The sequence below is a fragment of the Chryseobacterium sp. BIGb0232 genome, assembly GCF_024810195.1.
Lineage (GTDB): Bacteria > Bacteroidota > Bacteroidia > Flavobacteriales > Weeksellaceae > Chryseobacterium > Chryseobacterium pennae.
This window is the reverse complement of the sequence record NZ_JANUEH010000013.1, coordinates 105,571-119,218: the sequence shown is the minus strand read 5'-3', so window position 1 is coordinate 119,218 and position 13,648 is coordinate 105,571. Positions and strand designations below refer to the sequence as shown.

Annotated in this window: 17 protein-coding genes; 12 read left to right on the top strand and 5 right to left on the bottom strand. The window is 36.1% G+C overall.

Translation table 11 applies throughout. The annotated features are described in order from the left end of the window. Nucleotides 1–240: 240 nt before the first annotated feature. The 6 genes from M2372_RS22280 to M2372_RS22255 all read left to right on the top strand — a co-directional run bounded on the left by M2372_RS22280 (nucleotide 241) and on the right by M2372_RS22255 (nucleotide 5,116). Nucleotides 241–858: an NAD(P)H-dependent oxidoreductase gene (locus M2372_RS22280; RefSeq protein WP_123321325.1), complete on the top strand. Its 618-nt coding sequence runs from the start codon at nucleotides 241–243 to the stop codon at nucleotides 856–858. Beyond that, nucleotides 855–1,739 (top strand): NAD-dependent epimerase/dehydratase family protein, encoded by an 885-nt coding sequence (locus M2372_RS22275; protein ID WP_123321326.1) that lies wholly within the window; start codon nucleotides 855–857, stop codon nucleotides 1,737–1,739. The genes M2372_RS22280 and M2372_RS22275 overlap by 4 nt, the downstream gene beginning before the upstream one ends. 2 nt (nucleotides 1,740–1,741) lie before the next feature. After that, a complete protein-coding gene (locus M2372_RS22270) occupies nucleotides 1,742–2,029 on the top strand; it encodes a putative quinol monooxygenase (RefSeq protein ID WP_123321327.1) in 288 nt (95 codons plus the stop codon). A 2-nt stretch (nucleotides 2,030–2,031) separates the two neighbouring features. Further along, nucleotides 2,032–2,781, top strand: coding sequence for a type 1 glutamine amidotransferase domain-containing protein (locus M2372_RS22265; protein WP_228455794.1), 750 nt, complete (start codon nucleotides 2,032–2,034; stop codon nucleotides 2,779–2,781). A gap of 9 nt (nucleotides 2,782–2,790) precedes the next feature. Continuing rightward, nucleotides 2,791–3,774, top strand: a complete 984-nt coding sequence (locus M2372_RS22260; protein ID WP_123321328.1) for an aldo/keto reductase — start codon at nucleotides 2,791–2,793, stop codon at nucleotides 3,772–3,774. 373 nt (nucleotides 3,775–4,147) lie between these two features. Continuing rightward, nucleotides 4,148–5,116, top strand: coding sequence for a cyclase family protein (locus M2372_RS22255; protein ID WP_123321329.1), 969 nt, complete (start codon nucleotides 4,148–4,150; stop codon nucleotides 5,114–5,116). Nucleotides 5,117–5,381: 265 nt separating this feature from the next. On the opposite strand, the gene M2372_RS22250 is transcribed toward M2372_RS22255, so the two are convergent. The 3 genes from M2372_RS22250 to M2372_RS22240 all read right to left on the bottom strand — a co-directional run bounded on the left by M2372_RS22250 (nucleotide 5,382) and on the right by M2372_RS22240 (nucleotide 6,898). Next, the gene (locus tag M2372_RS22250) at nucleotides 5,382–5,825 is read right to left on the bottom strand and encodes a carboxymuconolactone decarboxylase family protein (protein ID WP_115973877.1); all 444 of its coding nucleotides are present in this window, start codon (nucleotides 5,823–5,825) and stop codon (nucleotides 5,382–5,384) included. 5 nt (nucleotides 5,826–5,830) lie between these two features. Continuing rightward, nucleotides 5,831–6,262 (bottom strand): DoxX family protein, encoded by a 432-nt coding sequence (locus M2372_RS22245; RefSeq protein ID WP_185018946.1) that lies wholly within the window; start codon nucleotides 6,260–6,262, stop codon nucleotides 5,831–5,833. 63 nt (nucleotides 6,263–6,325) lie between these two features. Then, complete coding sequence (locus M2372_RS22240; protein WP_123321330.1) at nucleotides 6,326–6,898, bottom strand: Crp/Fnr family transcriptional regulator; 573 nt, start codon at nucleotides 6,896–6,898, stop codon at nucleotides 6,326–6,328. Nucleotides 6,899–6,963: 65 nt separating this feature from the next. On the opposite strand from M2372_RS22240, the gene M2372_RS22235 reads away from it, so the two are divergent. The 4 genes from M2372_RS22235 (at nucleotide 6,964) to M2372_RS22220 (ending at nucleotide 10,810) form a co-directional block, all read left to right on the top strand. Next, entirely contained in the window at nucleotides 6,964–7,329 is a 366-nt protein-coding gene (locus M2372_RS22235) for a DUF1304 domain-containing protein (protein ID WP_115973893.1), read from the top strand. A 545-nt stretch (nucleotides 7,330–7,874) separates the two neighbouring features. Further along, on the top strand, nucleotides 7,875–9,125 hold the full coding sequence (locus M2372_RS22230) for a glycine betaine/L-proline ABC transporter ATP-binding protein (protein WP_123321331.1): 1,251 nt from the start codon (nucleotides 7,875–7,877) through the stop codon (nucleotides 9,123–9,125). A gap of 1 nt (nucleotide 9,126) precedes the next feature. Further along, nucleotides 9,127–9,954, top strand: coding sequence for a proline/glycine betaine ABC transporter permease (locus tag M2372_RS22225; RefSeq protein WP_209920518.1), 828 nt, complete (start codon nucleotides 9,127–9,129; stop codon nucleotides 9,952–9,954). Nucleotide 9,955: 1 nt separating this feature from the next. Beyond that, nucleotides 9,956–10,810: a glycine betaine ABC transporter substrate-binding protein gene (locus tag M2372_RS22220; RefSeq protein WP_123321332.1), complete on the top strand. Its 855-nt coding sequence runs from the start codon at nucleotides 9,956–9,958 to the stop codon at nucleotides 10,808–10,810. Nucleotides 10,811–10,880: 70 nt separating this feature from the next. Here the strand turns inward: M2372_RS22220 and M2372_RS22215 are convergent, their stop codons facing one another. Next, nucleotides 10,881–11,270 carry a helix-turn-helix domain-containing protein gene (locus tag M2372_RS22215; RefSeq protein ID WP_115973891.1) on the bottom strand — a complete coding sequence of 130 codons (390 nt, stop codon included), beginning with the start codon at nucleotides 11,268–11,270 and terminating at the stop codon, nucleotides 10,881–10,883. Nucleotides 11,271–11,361: 91 nt separating this feature from the next. Between M2372_RS22215 and M2372_RS22210 the strand changes: the two genes are divergently transcribed. After that, the gene (locus M2372_RS22210) at nucleotides 11,362–12,354 is read left to right on the top strand and encodes an NADP-dependent oxidoreductase (RefSeq protein ID WP_123321333.1); all 993 of its coding nucleotides are present in this window, start codon (nucleotides 11,362–11,364) and stop codon (nucleotides 12,352–12,354) included. A gap of 3 nt (nucleotides 12,355–12,357) precedes the next feature. Next, nucleotides 12,358–12,834, top strand: coding sequence for a cupin domain-containing protein (locus tag M2372_RS22205; protein WP_123321334.1), 477 nt, complete (start codon nucleotides 12,358–12,360; stop codon nucleotides 12,832–12,834). Between the two features lie 365 nt (nucleotides 12,835–13,199). Here the strand turns inward: M2372_RS22205 and M2372_RS22200 are convergent, their stop codons facing one another. Continuing rightward, entirely contained in the window at nucleotides 13,200–13,607 is a 408-nt protein-coding gene (locus M2372_RS22200) for a thioredoxin fold domain-containing protein (protein WP_228455795.1), read from the bottom strand. Nucleotides 13,608–13,648 lie beyond the last annotated feature (41 nt).

Genomic DNA, 13,648 nt, shown 5'->3' with positions numbered 1-13,648 from the left:
TGTTCAGATATGACATGACTTTTTACCATAAAACAGTGTTTGTTGACAATCAATTTTTGTTTTCAAATGAATAATGAATAGAGGTTTGCCATCAAAATTGATAAGCAAAGCGAATTCACTATTGATCACCCTATAAATTCAATTATAAATATTCTGATACTTTACTATAATTTATATTATTTTTATTATACAAACAACCCTCCTAACTTTGCAGAGTAAAATTTAAACAATCATAAAAAAATGAAAAAAGTACTAATCATTAACGGAGGACAAAATTTCGGACATTCCGGAGGAAAATATAATCAGACTATCGCAGAAAATACGGTATCAGTTCTTAAAGAATTTGATAATATAGAAGTAAAAATTACCAACGTAAGTGAAGGTTATGACAAGCATGAAGAGGTAGAAAAATTCGTTTGGGCAGATTATATCATTTACCATACTCCAATCTGGTGGTTCCAGCTTCCGAACGGATTCAAAAAATATATTGATGAAGTATTCACCGCTGGCCATGCCAAAGGGATTTATATGAGTGATGGCAGAAATGCTGCCAATCCTGAGATCAATTATGGTACTGGCGGAATGCTAGGCGGAAGAAAATACATACTGACTACAAGCTGGAATGCCCCTAAAACAGCTTTTACACTTCCAGGAGAATTCTTTGATGAGAAAAGTGTAGATGAAGGTCCTTTATTTGGGTTCCATAGAATGAATGCCTTTGTATCCTTAGAAAAAATGGATAGCTTCCACTTCCATGATGTGGAAAAAAACGCCAATATAGAGCGCGATATGAAACTTTACAGAGACCATGTGAAAAACGTTTTTGAAAAAGAATTAAAACCAGAATTAGTATCATGAAAAAAGTACTCATAACAGGTATTACCGGCTATATAGGCGGGACTGTCGCTAAAAAGCTGCTCGACAGGAATTATGAAGTGACAGGACTGGTCCGTAACGAAGCCCATGTACAGGAACTGGAATCATTAGGAATAAAGACTATTATTGGAAATATCCATAACGAAGATCTTATCAAAACAGCCGTTGACAATGCCGATGCTGTCATTCATAACGCTGACTCCGCAGATGATGCCTATGCCGTAGATAATTTTATTAAAGCACTGGAAGGCAGCCATAAAACATTTATATTTACTTCAGGATCTGCTATTTTCGGAGGTAAAGAAAACGGTAAAAGAAGTGATTTCGTTTATAAGGAAGATTTTCCTTTAACACCAAGACTGGAAATGGCATCAAGGGTACTTATCAATAATTATGTTCTTCAGTCTGCTCAAAAAGATATTAGAAGTATAGTTATTGTCCCTACAATGGTTTACGGGGAAGGTCTGGGATTAAAAAAAGACAGTATTCAGCTCCCGGCTTTAATCAATTATTCCAAAGAAAAAGGAGCAGGTATTTATTTTGGAGAGGGTGAAAATGTATGGTCCAACTTACACATTGAAGATTTGGCAGACCTATATGTACTGGCTCTGGAAAAAGCAAAAGGAGGTTCCATTTATTATGCTGAAAACGGAGCATCATCTTTAAGGAATATTGCGGAAGTGATCAGTAAAAAATATAACCTGGAGCCCGCCAGATCTTTAAATGTACAGGATGCTGTTGATCATTTTGGACCAGCTGGCGGTTATTTCGGTTTTGCATCCAATAGTATTTGTAGTGCAGACAAAGCCAGAACAGAACTGCAATGGAAACCTATCTACAACTCAATTGAAAATTTTATTTAGTTATGAAAATTCATCTTACGGCAATTATAAAAGCCAAAGAAGAACACCAGGCAGAAGTATTGGCAGTTCTTCAGAATATGGTAAAAGAAACAAGAAAAGAAGAAGCTTGTGAATTGTACAATCTTCATCAGGGGATTGAAGACAAAAATCATTTTGTATTCTACGAAATCTGGAAAAGTGAGGAAGGATTAGCAAAGCATAATGAACAGCCTTATATTAAAGCTTTCGGAGCTTTGATAGATGAAAAACTTCAGGAAAAACCTGAGATTTATACCACATATCTTATTTAATAATGAAAAAATTAACACTATTATTCCTTACCCTTTTTACAATAGGATATATCCAGGCACAACACCAAAAATCTATGAAAAAGAAAATATTGTTTGTTGTCACCAGCCATGACAAAAAAGGCAGTACCGGAGAAAACACAGGATATTACTTAGGAGAAGTTTCCCATCCTTGGGAAGTTCTTCACAAAGCGGGCTATGAAATTGATTTTGTAAGTCCGAAAGGCGGAACTCCACCAGTAGACGGATTCGATTTAAAAGACCCTGTAAATAAAGAGTTTTGGGAAAATAAAGAATATAAAAGCAAAATAGATCATTCTTTAACGCCATCACAGGTCAATCCAAAAGATTATTCGGTCATCTTTTATGCAGGGGGACATGGAGCGATGTGGGACTTCGCAGATAATAAAGAACTGGCAAACATGGCTTCAACCATTTATGAAAACGGAGGTATTGTAGCAGGCGTATGCCACGGTCCGGCAGGTTTGGTTAATATCAAACTGAATAATGGAAAATACCTGGTAGATGGAAAAAAGATCAATGCTTTTACCAATGAAGAGGAATCAGCAGTACAATTAACAGATGTAGTTCCTTTCTTGCTGGAAAACAAATTAAAAGAAAGAGGCGCAAAATTTGAAAAGTCAGGACTTTGGCAAAACCATGTGGTAACGGATCAAAGAGTAATTACAGGACAAAATCCACAGTCTGCCAAGAGTGTTGGAGAAGCAATTTTAAAAGAACTCAATAATAAATAAAACAAAAAAATGGAATACAGAAAATTAGGAAACACTGATCTTGAGCTATCTGCAATTACGCACGGAGCTTTTGCCATCGGTGGAAATATGTGGGGTGGTAATGAAAAACAGGATTCTATTAACTCTATTCATGCATCCCTGGATCATGGAGTTACTTCTATTGACACGGCACCGTTTTACGGTTTCGGATTAAGTGAAGAAATGATTGGTGAAGCCATCAAAGGGAAAGACCGCTCAAAGATCCAGCTGTTAACTAAATTCGGTTTAGTTTGGGACGGAAGCAACAACGGAAAAGGAGAATTTTTCTTTGATGCTGAAGAGGAAGGAAAAACAATTCCTGTTTATAAATTCGCTTCTAAAGAAAATATCATCAAAGAAGTTGAAGAAAGTTTAAAAAGACTGGGAACAGATTATATTGACCTTTTACAACTTCACTGGCCAGATAGCACAACAGCAATCAGTGAAACGATGGAAGCTATGGAATTATTAGTTCAACAGGGAAAAGTTCGTGCTGCCGGAGTAAGTAACTATAGTGTTGCTCAAATGGAGGAAGCTAACAGAACGTTGAAATTAGCCAGCAACCAGGTTTCTTACAGTATGCTAAACCGGGCTATCGAGAGTGACCTTGTTCCTTATTCTTTAGAAAATAACTCAGGAATCATCGTATACAGCCCAATGGAAAGAGGTCTTTTGACAGGTAAATATTTCAAGGATAACAAATTAAAAGACAACGACCACAGAAACGGATATTTCTCTCAGTTTGATTTAAATAAAGTAAAAACTTTCTTAGAAAAAATTGAACCGATCGCTCAGGAAAAAGGAGCCAGTCTTTCTCAATTGGTATTAAGATGGACTACCCTGCAGCCAGCAATTACAGTAGTATTGGCAGGAGCCAGAAATGCCCAGCAAGCTGTTGAAAATGCTAAAGCGATGGATATCACTCTTTCTCAGGAAGAATTAAACTTCATCAATTCTGCTTTAAGCGAGATTTAATATATAAGCTGGGAGCTGGAAGAGGGAGGTTGGAAGTGCTGTCAGGTTATTGATAACTTTCAGTCCTTTGAACCCAATTATTATCAGACTGTAAGATGGAAATATGGAAAGATGAAATTGAAAACACTAGCGTGTATTGTTAACTTACAGTCTGTCAATTTAAATCATTACAACAACCTGATCAATACAATATCAGCTGTTGACCGGCTTCAAAAACGTACTCTCTCCTCCTCCAGCTCCCTTTCTCTTTAAAGGAAAGTAAAACCGGAAGCATCATTTCAATACACGGAATATCAGTTATTCATAGGCTTCAATAACTCCCCTCTTCCAGCTTCCAACTTCCCTTCTTAATTCACCCTATACATCATTAAAAATGAAAAAGAATCTGATCAAAATGTTCGGACTGGTCACCCTGTTGACTATAAACAGTATTTCATTAAAGGCTCAAACTCTTGTTAATCCTGAAGATCAATCATGGTATCCTTCTGCTTACGGATCTCAGGATGAAATAGGAGCTGCTAATTTATTAACTCCTGAAGTAGTAAAACAGGCACTTGGATTGGTAAAACAAGGTAAAACATTAGCACTTGCTGTTCCTATTGATAAAAACTTACCCGCTTTCAGACACAGAAGTTTCAATCTATACAACATTCAACCTGGAGAACAGGGTGGAAAAAGTATAGGCCCCAATAAGTTTACATTCAATGACGAATTGGTGAATGGATGGACTGGTGTAGGAACTCAGCTTAACGGGATCGGGCATATTGGTATTGACAATATTTACTATAACGGAAATAAAGCAACTGATTTTGTAACTGTAGAAGGTGTAAAAAAACTAGGTGTCGAAAAAGTCCCCCCTTTTGTTACCAGAGGTGTAGTTCTTGATATGGTCGCCCATTATGGAAAAGCAATTGTACCAGGCGGAACAGAATTTACCGTTGAGGATATCAAAGCTGTTTTAAAGAAACAGGGCCTTACATTAAGAAAAGGAGATGTTATTCTTTTCAATACAGGATGGCTTGAACTGATCGGCAAAGACAATAAACAGTTCTTAGAAACGGAACCGGGGATTGGAATGGATGCAGCCAAGTGGTTAGCTGATCAGGGGATTGTTGCTTTTGGCGGTGATACCTGGGCTTCTGAAGTATATCCAAATCCAAAAAGTAAAGAAGAATTCCCCATCAATCAATTTATGCTGGCTAAAAAAGGAATCTATAATCTGGAGCTGATTGACAGCCGCCCTTTGGTTAAACAAAAAGTTTGGGAATTTTTATTCGTACTGGGACAGCCTCTGTATGTAGGATCTACTCAGGTGAATGTAAATCCTGTCGCTATTTACTAGACATGGAGGTCTCATTTAAAACCTATAACCTACTATAAAAGAAAAGAGAGACAAAGTAATTCCGGTTTTGAAAAAAATAAAACTAACCTTTAGAATTTATTTTTAGAATTAATATTTAAAACAGTGTTACATTGTCACTCTGCTTCTTGCATTAAAATGGCCTTTCAGTTTTGAAAGGCCATTTTGTTAAATAAAGTAAATGTCTGTAAATGATGCAGGCTTCATTAATATCCCACTCCTAACTTCCAACATCCTTACTTTGCTATTATTTTGCAACTGGAAGATGCGTACTCACTGCAATTCTGTTCCATGCATTGATGGTCACAATGGCCATAATAATCTGTGCAATCTGAGCTTCATCAAAGAATGCCTTCGCTTTTTGGTAGGTCTCCTCGGTTAATCCTTTATGGCTGATCAGGGTGATTTCCTCTGTCATAGACAAAAGTACCTGCTCTTCCTCTGTAAAGAATTCTTTTGCTTCTGTCCATCCGTTCAGAATAAAAATTCTTTGAGGCGTTTCACCATATTTGATGGCATCTTTTGTATGCATATCAAGGCAGAAAGCACATTTATTAATCTGTGATGCTCTGATTTTAATTAATTCCTTTTGAATATGAGTTAAAGAAGTTGTCTGTAAATACCCCTCTAATCCTAGCATTGCTTTATAAGCTGCTGAATCTACTGTTGCAATGTTTAATCTTGCGCTCATTATATTTATTTTTTGGTTAATTGATCTATACTAAAAGAATATTGTTGCTGAACAGCCAATAAAAGAGCAGCTGCACTTCCCACCCAGACTGAATAATCGAAAGGTGCCTTAGGACCTAGTGCTATAGCCATTGATACTGCAAAAATCAATAATAAGATACTGCTTCCATAGGCTGCAATCCTGGTTTTAAAACCTATAATCAGCATCAATGGAAATAGAATTTCTAAACATGTGGCGGCATACGCTGAAAAAGCACTCAACACTTCCGGAAGAAAAAAGGTCAGCGATCGTGTATACTCTTCAAACTTCGTCATGTTTCCCCATGATGAGTTTTCAGCACTCCATAGTCCGAATCGGTCGGCGATTGCAGAAAGCATGGTTACCGAAAGAGCCAGTCTTAAAAATAGTTGAGGAAATTGATTTTGTGTATTTGTCATTGCATTAGCTTTTAATCACATGACAAATTTCCGATATCTGATCCGTAAAAAACTTAAACTGGTTTAAGAACGTAATTTTGCTTTAATTTCACTTAAATATTCGGGAGTAAAACCAAGAAATGAAGCAATAAGATATTGAGGAATTCTTTGAATAAACCAAGGATACAGTGTACTGAAATGCACATACAATTCTTCCCTCGAATATTCAGCCAGATAACGGAGTTTTCTTTCAGAGGCAGCATAAGCCCTTTGGTAAATAATTCTGAAATATTTTTCCATCACCGGATGCTTCTCCAATAATAATTCCTGATTTTTAAAATCAATGACAAGAATCGTAGACTTTTCCACAGACTGAATGTTGAAATCCGTCTGCAATTGTCTTTCATAAGCAAAAGTATCAGTAATCCACCAGTTTTCAATAGCAAACTGAGTGGTATGTTCTACTCCTTTTTCATTAATAAAATATTTTCTAAGGCAGCCTTCCACCACAAAATACATATTTCTGCAAATCTCACCTTCCAGCATCAGACTTTGCTTTTTCTTCACCTTTAATACTTCAAAGAATGAAAAAATTGAAATATACTCTTCGTCTGTTACAGTAATAAATTTATTTAAATGTGCCTTGAAATTATCCATCTTTAGAATTGAATACTCAAACTTAACTTTATTTTTTTAGTTTTACAATGACAAAATATGAAATCATGGAAGTCGTTGCTAAAATCCTTATCGCAATTGTTGCACTGGAACATCTCTATATTCTTTGGATGGAAATGTTTGCATGGGAAACCAAAGGAAAAGAAGTTTTCAAAGCTGCCCTGCCTGCAGAAATGTTCAAACCAACGAAGGGACTGGCTGCCAATCAGGGATTGTATAATGGTTTTCTGGCTGCCGGGCTGATCTGGTCTTTTCTGATTAAAGATCCGCAATGGCAGGATAATATAGCTTTATTCTTTTTAGGATGCGTGGCGGTAGCGGGTATTTATGGTGCTGTTTCTGCTACTAAGAAGATCTTTTTTGTTCAGGCACTCCCTGCAATATTGGCAATCATTGCTGTTTTATTGAAGTAATTTCATTGATTATTTCGTAGGAATCTTTTCCAAAAATTCAGGATTATCGAACCACTTTTATCTTTAATGATAAGGGGAAATTTACCATGAGTATATCACTTCATAACCTGACTTAAAACCAGCTTCTTAGGTCCCAAAAAATCCATTTAAAATAAAATCCGTAAATTTGCACCGTCGTAAAAATCTGATATACAGGTTTTTTACAAAGCCTTCATTATGATGAAATGTAGGAATTCAAGTTGTTCTGTACACATATCTTTTATTACCTCATCAGTAATTTAATTGTAGAATTCATGTAAAAGATTAATTTCTTTTTACATAAGACACTCTTTTTTCTAGAGTAAAATCTATTGAAATATTTAAAATAAACATAAGGCAAAGTGCTTTATGCTTTTATTTTTTTGTTATAAGCTTTTATCATTATAAGCTTGGCAAATTATTTTTTATACTCGTCACCAAAAGAACAACACCAAAAAGATTAAATGTTTAATCATGTAATGATATACCCCACATTGTATATCAATTATTAATTAAAAATTCTGAATATGGAAAAAAATGAAAACAGTAGAAAAGTAAAACTTAAAGTTGAAGATCTGACTATTATTTTTGGTAAAAACAAAGAAAAAGCACAGGAACTTTTAGACAAAGGTTTTTCCAAAAAGGAAATTCTTGAAAAAACAGGCTGCACGGTAGGAATCAACAAAGCAAGTTTTGAAATCTATGAAGGAGAATTCTTTGTGATTATGGGATTATCCGGAAGTGGAAAATCTACCTTACTCCGCTGTCTTAACAGGCTGAATGAGCCTACTTCGGGAAAAGTATATATCAATGACGATGATATTACCAGTAAAAACAATAAAGAACTTCTGGAAGTAAGAAGAACAGAGATGAGCATGGTATTTCAAAAATTTGGATTACTGCCTCATCACAACATCTTGGACAATGCAGGCTTTGGGCTTGAAATCAGAGGCGAAAGCAAAGCCTCCCGTGATGAAAAAGCACAGAAAGCCCTGGATATTGTAGGATTGAATGGTTTCGAAAACCAATATCCCTCCCAACTTTCGGGGGGAATGCAGCAAAGAGTTGGATTAGCAAGGGCCTTGGCCAATGATCCGGAAGTATTACTTATGGATGAAGCTTTCTCTGCACTGGATCCTTTAATAAAATCTGAAATGCAGGATCAGATGCTGGAACTGCAAAACACATTACAAAAAACTATTGTTTTCATTACCCACGATTTGGACGAAGCCATTAAAATCGGTGACCGTATCGTCATTATGAAAGATGGGGTTATAGAACAGATAGGAACTGCTGAGGATATTTTGACCAACCCAGCAAGTGATTATGTAAAAGCTTTCGTAGAGAAAGTAGACCGTAAAACAATTATCACCGCCAGATCTTTGATGTTCGATAAAGCTACAGTAGTTCGCTTTAAAAAAGACGGTCCTGAAGGAGCTTTAAGAAAAATGAAAGCAACAGGATTGGAAAACTTACCTGTTGTAGATTTCCAAAATAATTTCCTTGGTTTTGTAACGCTTAATGATGTTGTCAGAATTGCCAAAAAGAAAGAACCTACGGTGGAATCCATTATCAATAGCAATGTCCCTTCAGTATATCCTGAAGTGACAGTAGAAGAAATGTTACCATTAATTTCAGGAAGTAAATCTGCCATTGCTGTTGTAGATGAAAACAATAAATTTTTAGGTCTTGTTACCCAATTATCTCTTGTCATAGAAGCTACCAAATTTAACGAAGAAGAAATCATTGAATTAAAAGAAATCGCAAACAACCAATAAGATGAATAAAATTATAGATATAGGTCAATATGTAGAAACTGCAATCAATTGGCTCACAGAAAATGGGAAACCAGTATTTGATGTTATAAAGCATATAGGAAATGCCTCTATCATGGGTATTGAATGGGTATTGATCAATACTCCTTTTTATGTCATTATCCTCTTCATTACCCTCTTAGCATTATGGAAAGCTGGAAAAGGCATTGCCATTGTTACAGCAGCAGGATTGAGTTTGATATTTTTGATGGGATTATGGAAAGAAACCATGGAAACCCTGGCGCTTATTTTCGTAGCAACCATTACCGCACTTGTTCTTTCTATCCCTCTGGGAATTTTAGCTGCTAAAAACAAAATCGCTGCAAAAATTATCCGCCCTTTACTGGATTTAATGCAAACCATGCCTGCCTTTGTTTACCTGATTCCTGCTGTACTATTTTTCAGTATCGGAAAAGTACCCGGGGCTTTTGCAACAATCATTTTTGCAATGCCACCAGCGGTACGTTTAACAACACTGGGAATTGAATCTGTTCCTAAAGATATTGTAGAAGCTGCCCGTGCTTTTGGAGCAACCAGCCGTCAGATCCTGTTTAAGGTGGAACTTCCTTTAGCAATGAAAACTATTTTAACAGGGATCAATCAAACCATCCTTTTATCCTTATCTATGGTTGTGATTGCAGGAATGATTGCTGCAGGTGGTCTGGGTGAAAAAGTATTGGAAGGAATTAATAATCTGGATATCGGATTGGGATTTGAAAGTGGATTATCCGTTGTTATTTTAGCTATTATCCTCGATAGGATTACCCAGGGATTTGTAAAGAAAAAACAATAAGATGAAACAATTAAAATATCTATTTTTTCCCATTTTAATGATCGCATTGGCTGCATTAAATTCATGTGGAAACATAAAAAACTCTAAATATATTACCATAGGAATGGTAGATGGCTGGGCTGAAGATGTAGCTATGACTCATGTTGCCAAAGCCATTCTGGACCAGCAGGGCTATCATGTCATTATTCAAAAGGCCTCTACCGATATGATTCTGGCATCAATGAACAATGAAGATACCGACCTTTTCATGGGAGTCTGGCTTCCTTATACTCATGCTAAAAAGCTGGCCAAATTTCCCGGATTAATGCATATTGGAACCAATTATGACAATGGCCGTATAGGACTGGTAGTTCCGGAATATGTTCCCATTAAATCTATTGAAGACCTTAACCAGCATCAGGAACAGTTTAGTCACAGAATCATTGGGATTGAAAAAGGGGCAGGATTAACAACAGGAACAGATAAAGCCATTATTGATTATAAATTGGATTACAAACAGATCAATTCCTCTACCATTGCCATGATCACTGAATTACAGAACGCTATACAGCGTAAACAATGGATTGTAGTAACGGGATGGCAGCCCCACTGGATGTTTGGTAAAATGAAACTTAAGTTTCTTGATGATCCAAAAAAAATATATGGTGAAGCAGAACAGATCAAAACCTATGCAAGAAAAAGCTTTAGTACAGATCATCCGGAACTGACAACATTCTTTTCTAAACTCCATTTTGATGATGAAACAATGTCTGATTTACTAATCCAAATGGAACACAGTAGAAATAAAGAAGCCACTGCACAAAAATGGGTGGAAGAACATGCTGAACTGGTCAATACATGGTTAGATAAAAAGTAATTCAACCAATCATTTATGATGATTAAAAATCCTCAACTCTAACGAGTCTGGGGATTTTTTATTGCTCTTTTTAAGATTCAGAAGAGTTCATCGACTCCTTAATTTTCTCTCTGTGGATTATCCCCCAGTTCACCAAGGTTTCCGTCACCGGAAATACAGATTTCCCATACTCTGTAACAGCATAAGTGACTGTAATAGGTTTTGTATCCTGAATTGTTCTTGTAATCAGAAGGTTGGTTTCTAATTCCTTCAGTTCCTTACTCAACATTTTAGCAGAAATTCCGTCAATACCACGCTCCAGCTTTTTAAAATGAATCTGCTGATCCGTTCTGTTAGTCAGATAACGAAGGATCATCAATTTCCATTTTCCACCCAGAACATCCAGACTATCACGCATGGCGAATAATTCTTCTGTACAAGTTGCTTCTCTTTCGGTTCCGTTTTCAATAATTTTTGCCATAATAGTTTCATCAAGGTAACTAGTAACCATTTGTTAACTAGTAGCAAATATAAACTATTCCCGTTTTACATTTGTACATCAAATTAACAATATGAAAGCAGTTATTTTAAATCAAGATTTTAAGCTTGAAGATGGTTTTGCTGAAAAACCTCAGCCTAAAGCTCATGAAGTATTAATTCAGATCAAAGCCAGTGGCTTCAATCCTATTGACTATCAGATGCTGGAGAACGAACTGGAAAGAAAATTAATCAGCTCTCCTATATTAGGGAGGGAATTATCCGGAATTGTTGTAGAAAAAGGTAATAATGTCACTCAGTTCAACATTGGAGATGAAGTATTCTGTGGCAGCGGTTCTATGGGAAGCAATGGTACTTATGCAGAATACATTTCAGTTCCGGAAGCCATTGTTTCACTCAAACCTAAAAATATTTCCTTTGAACAGGCAGCTTCTATTCCATCAGCAGGATTGACTTCTTTACAAATTTTTAAAAGACTGAAATTACAGCCGGAGCAAACTATTCTTATCACCGGTGCTGCCGGAGGAGTAGGTTCTTTTTTAATTAAAATCTTATTGGCTCATCATATAAACAACTTCATTGCAACTGTTGGTAGTGAGGAAAATAAACAAATGCTTCTCAACCTGGGGGTAAAAGACCATCAAATTGTCAATTACAAAGAAGAAAATCTTGTAAACAATATTTTAAAAGCTAATCAGCTGCAACTTTTTGATGTCGGAATTGATCTGGTTGGAAATTACATGTCTGAAGTTACGGCTGAAGTTTTAAAAATCAATGGAACTTATGTAGATGTCACCGCCCTGGTTACCCACGAAGCTCATGAACTTCTTTTCAACAAAGGAACCTTGATTATGAATATCTCCAATTACACCTACGGCATGGTGAAGCAGTATGATTATTACAGAAACAGTCTGGAAGAAATTACGGAACTTATTGAAAATGGCTCCATCGTTCCATCTCAACATAAAATAATAGGTACTCTTTCTTTGGAAACTGTTCTTAAAGCCCACTCCATGCTTAAAAACAACCAGACTCAAGGTCACAAACTCATCATGCAAAATTCATAACTAATGAACAAAATACCAAGACGTATCGTAACAGGAATTAAAGATGGAAAATCTATCATTGTAGAAGATCAGCCGGTTGAAAACGCAATAGAACATTTTCCGGGATTAATTATATCAGACATCTGGAATACTCAAACAATGCCGGCTAGTTTAGACTTTGAAAACCGAATTCCCAACACAGGATTTCCGCAAACACCTAAAAACGGAACCTATTTCCGGTATGTAGTTGTCCCACCGGATAAAGATTTAGGCGTTGAATTCAAAAAAGGAGAACCTCACCCAATGATGCACCAGACCCCAACATTGGATTATATCATCATTCTTTCGGGTGAACTTCATCTTATTATGGAAGAAGGAGAAACTCTTCTCAAACCTGGAGACATCGTAATCCAACGAGGCACCAACCACGCATGGAGCAACAGATCTGATCAGCCCTGTATACAATTAGCCGTTTTAATAGACGCAGAAATTCAAGAATAAAAAGCTTTCCCACAGATTTCACAAATTACACAGATGAAAAAGATTGGTAAACCCTGTGGAAATTTAATTTTTGTCAGAAATCTCAAAGACGCAAGAAAATCTAAGATTTTTCAGCGAAGATAAATTTGCTAATATTTTGCCACGAATGCACGAATAAAATGATACTTGCAGAACCTTATGAATAATGTCTATGTAGTTTAATAATCTTTACCAAATAGGCACATAGTTTCTGAACTGTATATAAATTATTCGTGCATTCGTGGCATTAAAATAAGCAGCGTTCAATTTTATCGGAGATAAAATCCTAGCGCCTTAAAAACATATTAAAAAAGAAAAAACTTCGCGCCTTAGCGTATTCCAACATATTACAAAGCAGAAATCTCCAACAATTTCTGTTTCATTTTTTCCGGAGTAAGCAATCCCTCCTGGTAGTATACTAAATTCTGATTCTTATCCAGAAAAATCCACAACGGATACACAGGCTGTTCTTTATTTTTAGACAAAGCCAAGGCTAATTCATGAATTCCCGAATTTCCATTGGATAAATATTCAAATTCTTTTCCTTGAAAACTGATTTTTTCCCTGGTCTTTTCAGCCTCAAAATGAATCAGGTAAAAATGATCGTTCATTATTTCCACCAGATCTTTATCTTTATTCAAACGATAAGATTCTATTTTACAAACTGAGCACCAATCTGTATAAAGATGGATCACAACGGGCTTGGGAGATTCTTTTTGCAGATACTCCAGCTCAGAAAAAGTCCCTGTCTTCATCTGAGACAAATAAAGACAGGGCACAAACATTAAAAATAAAG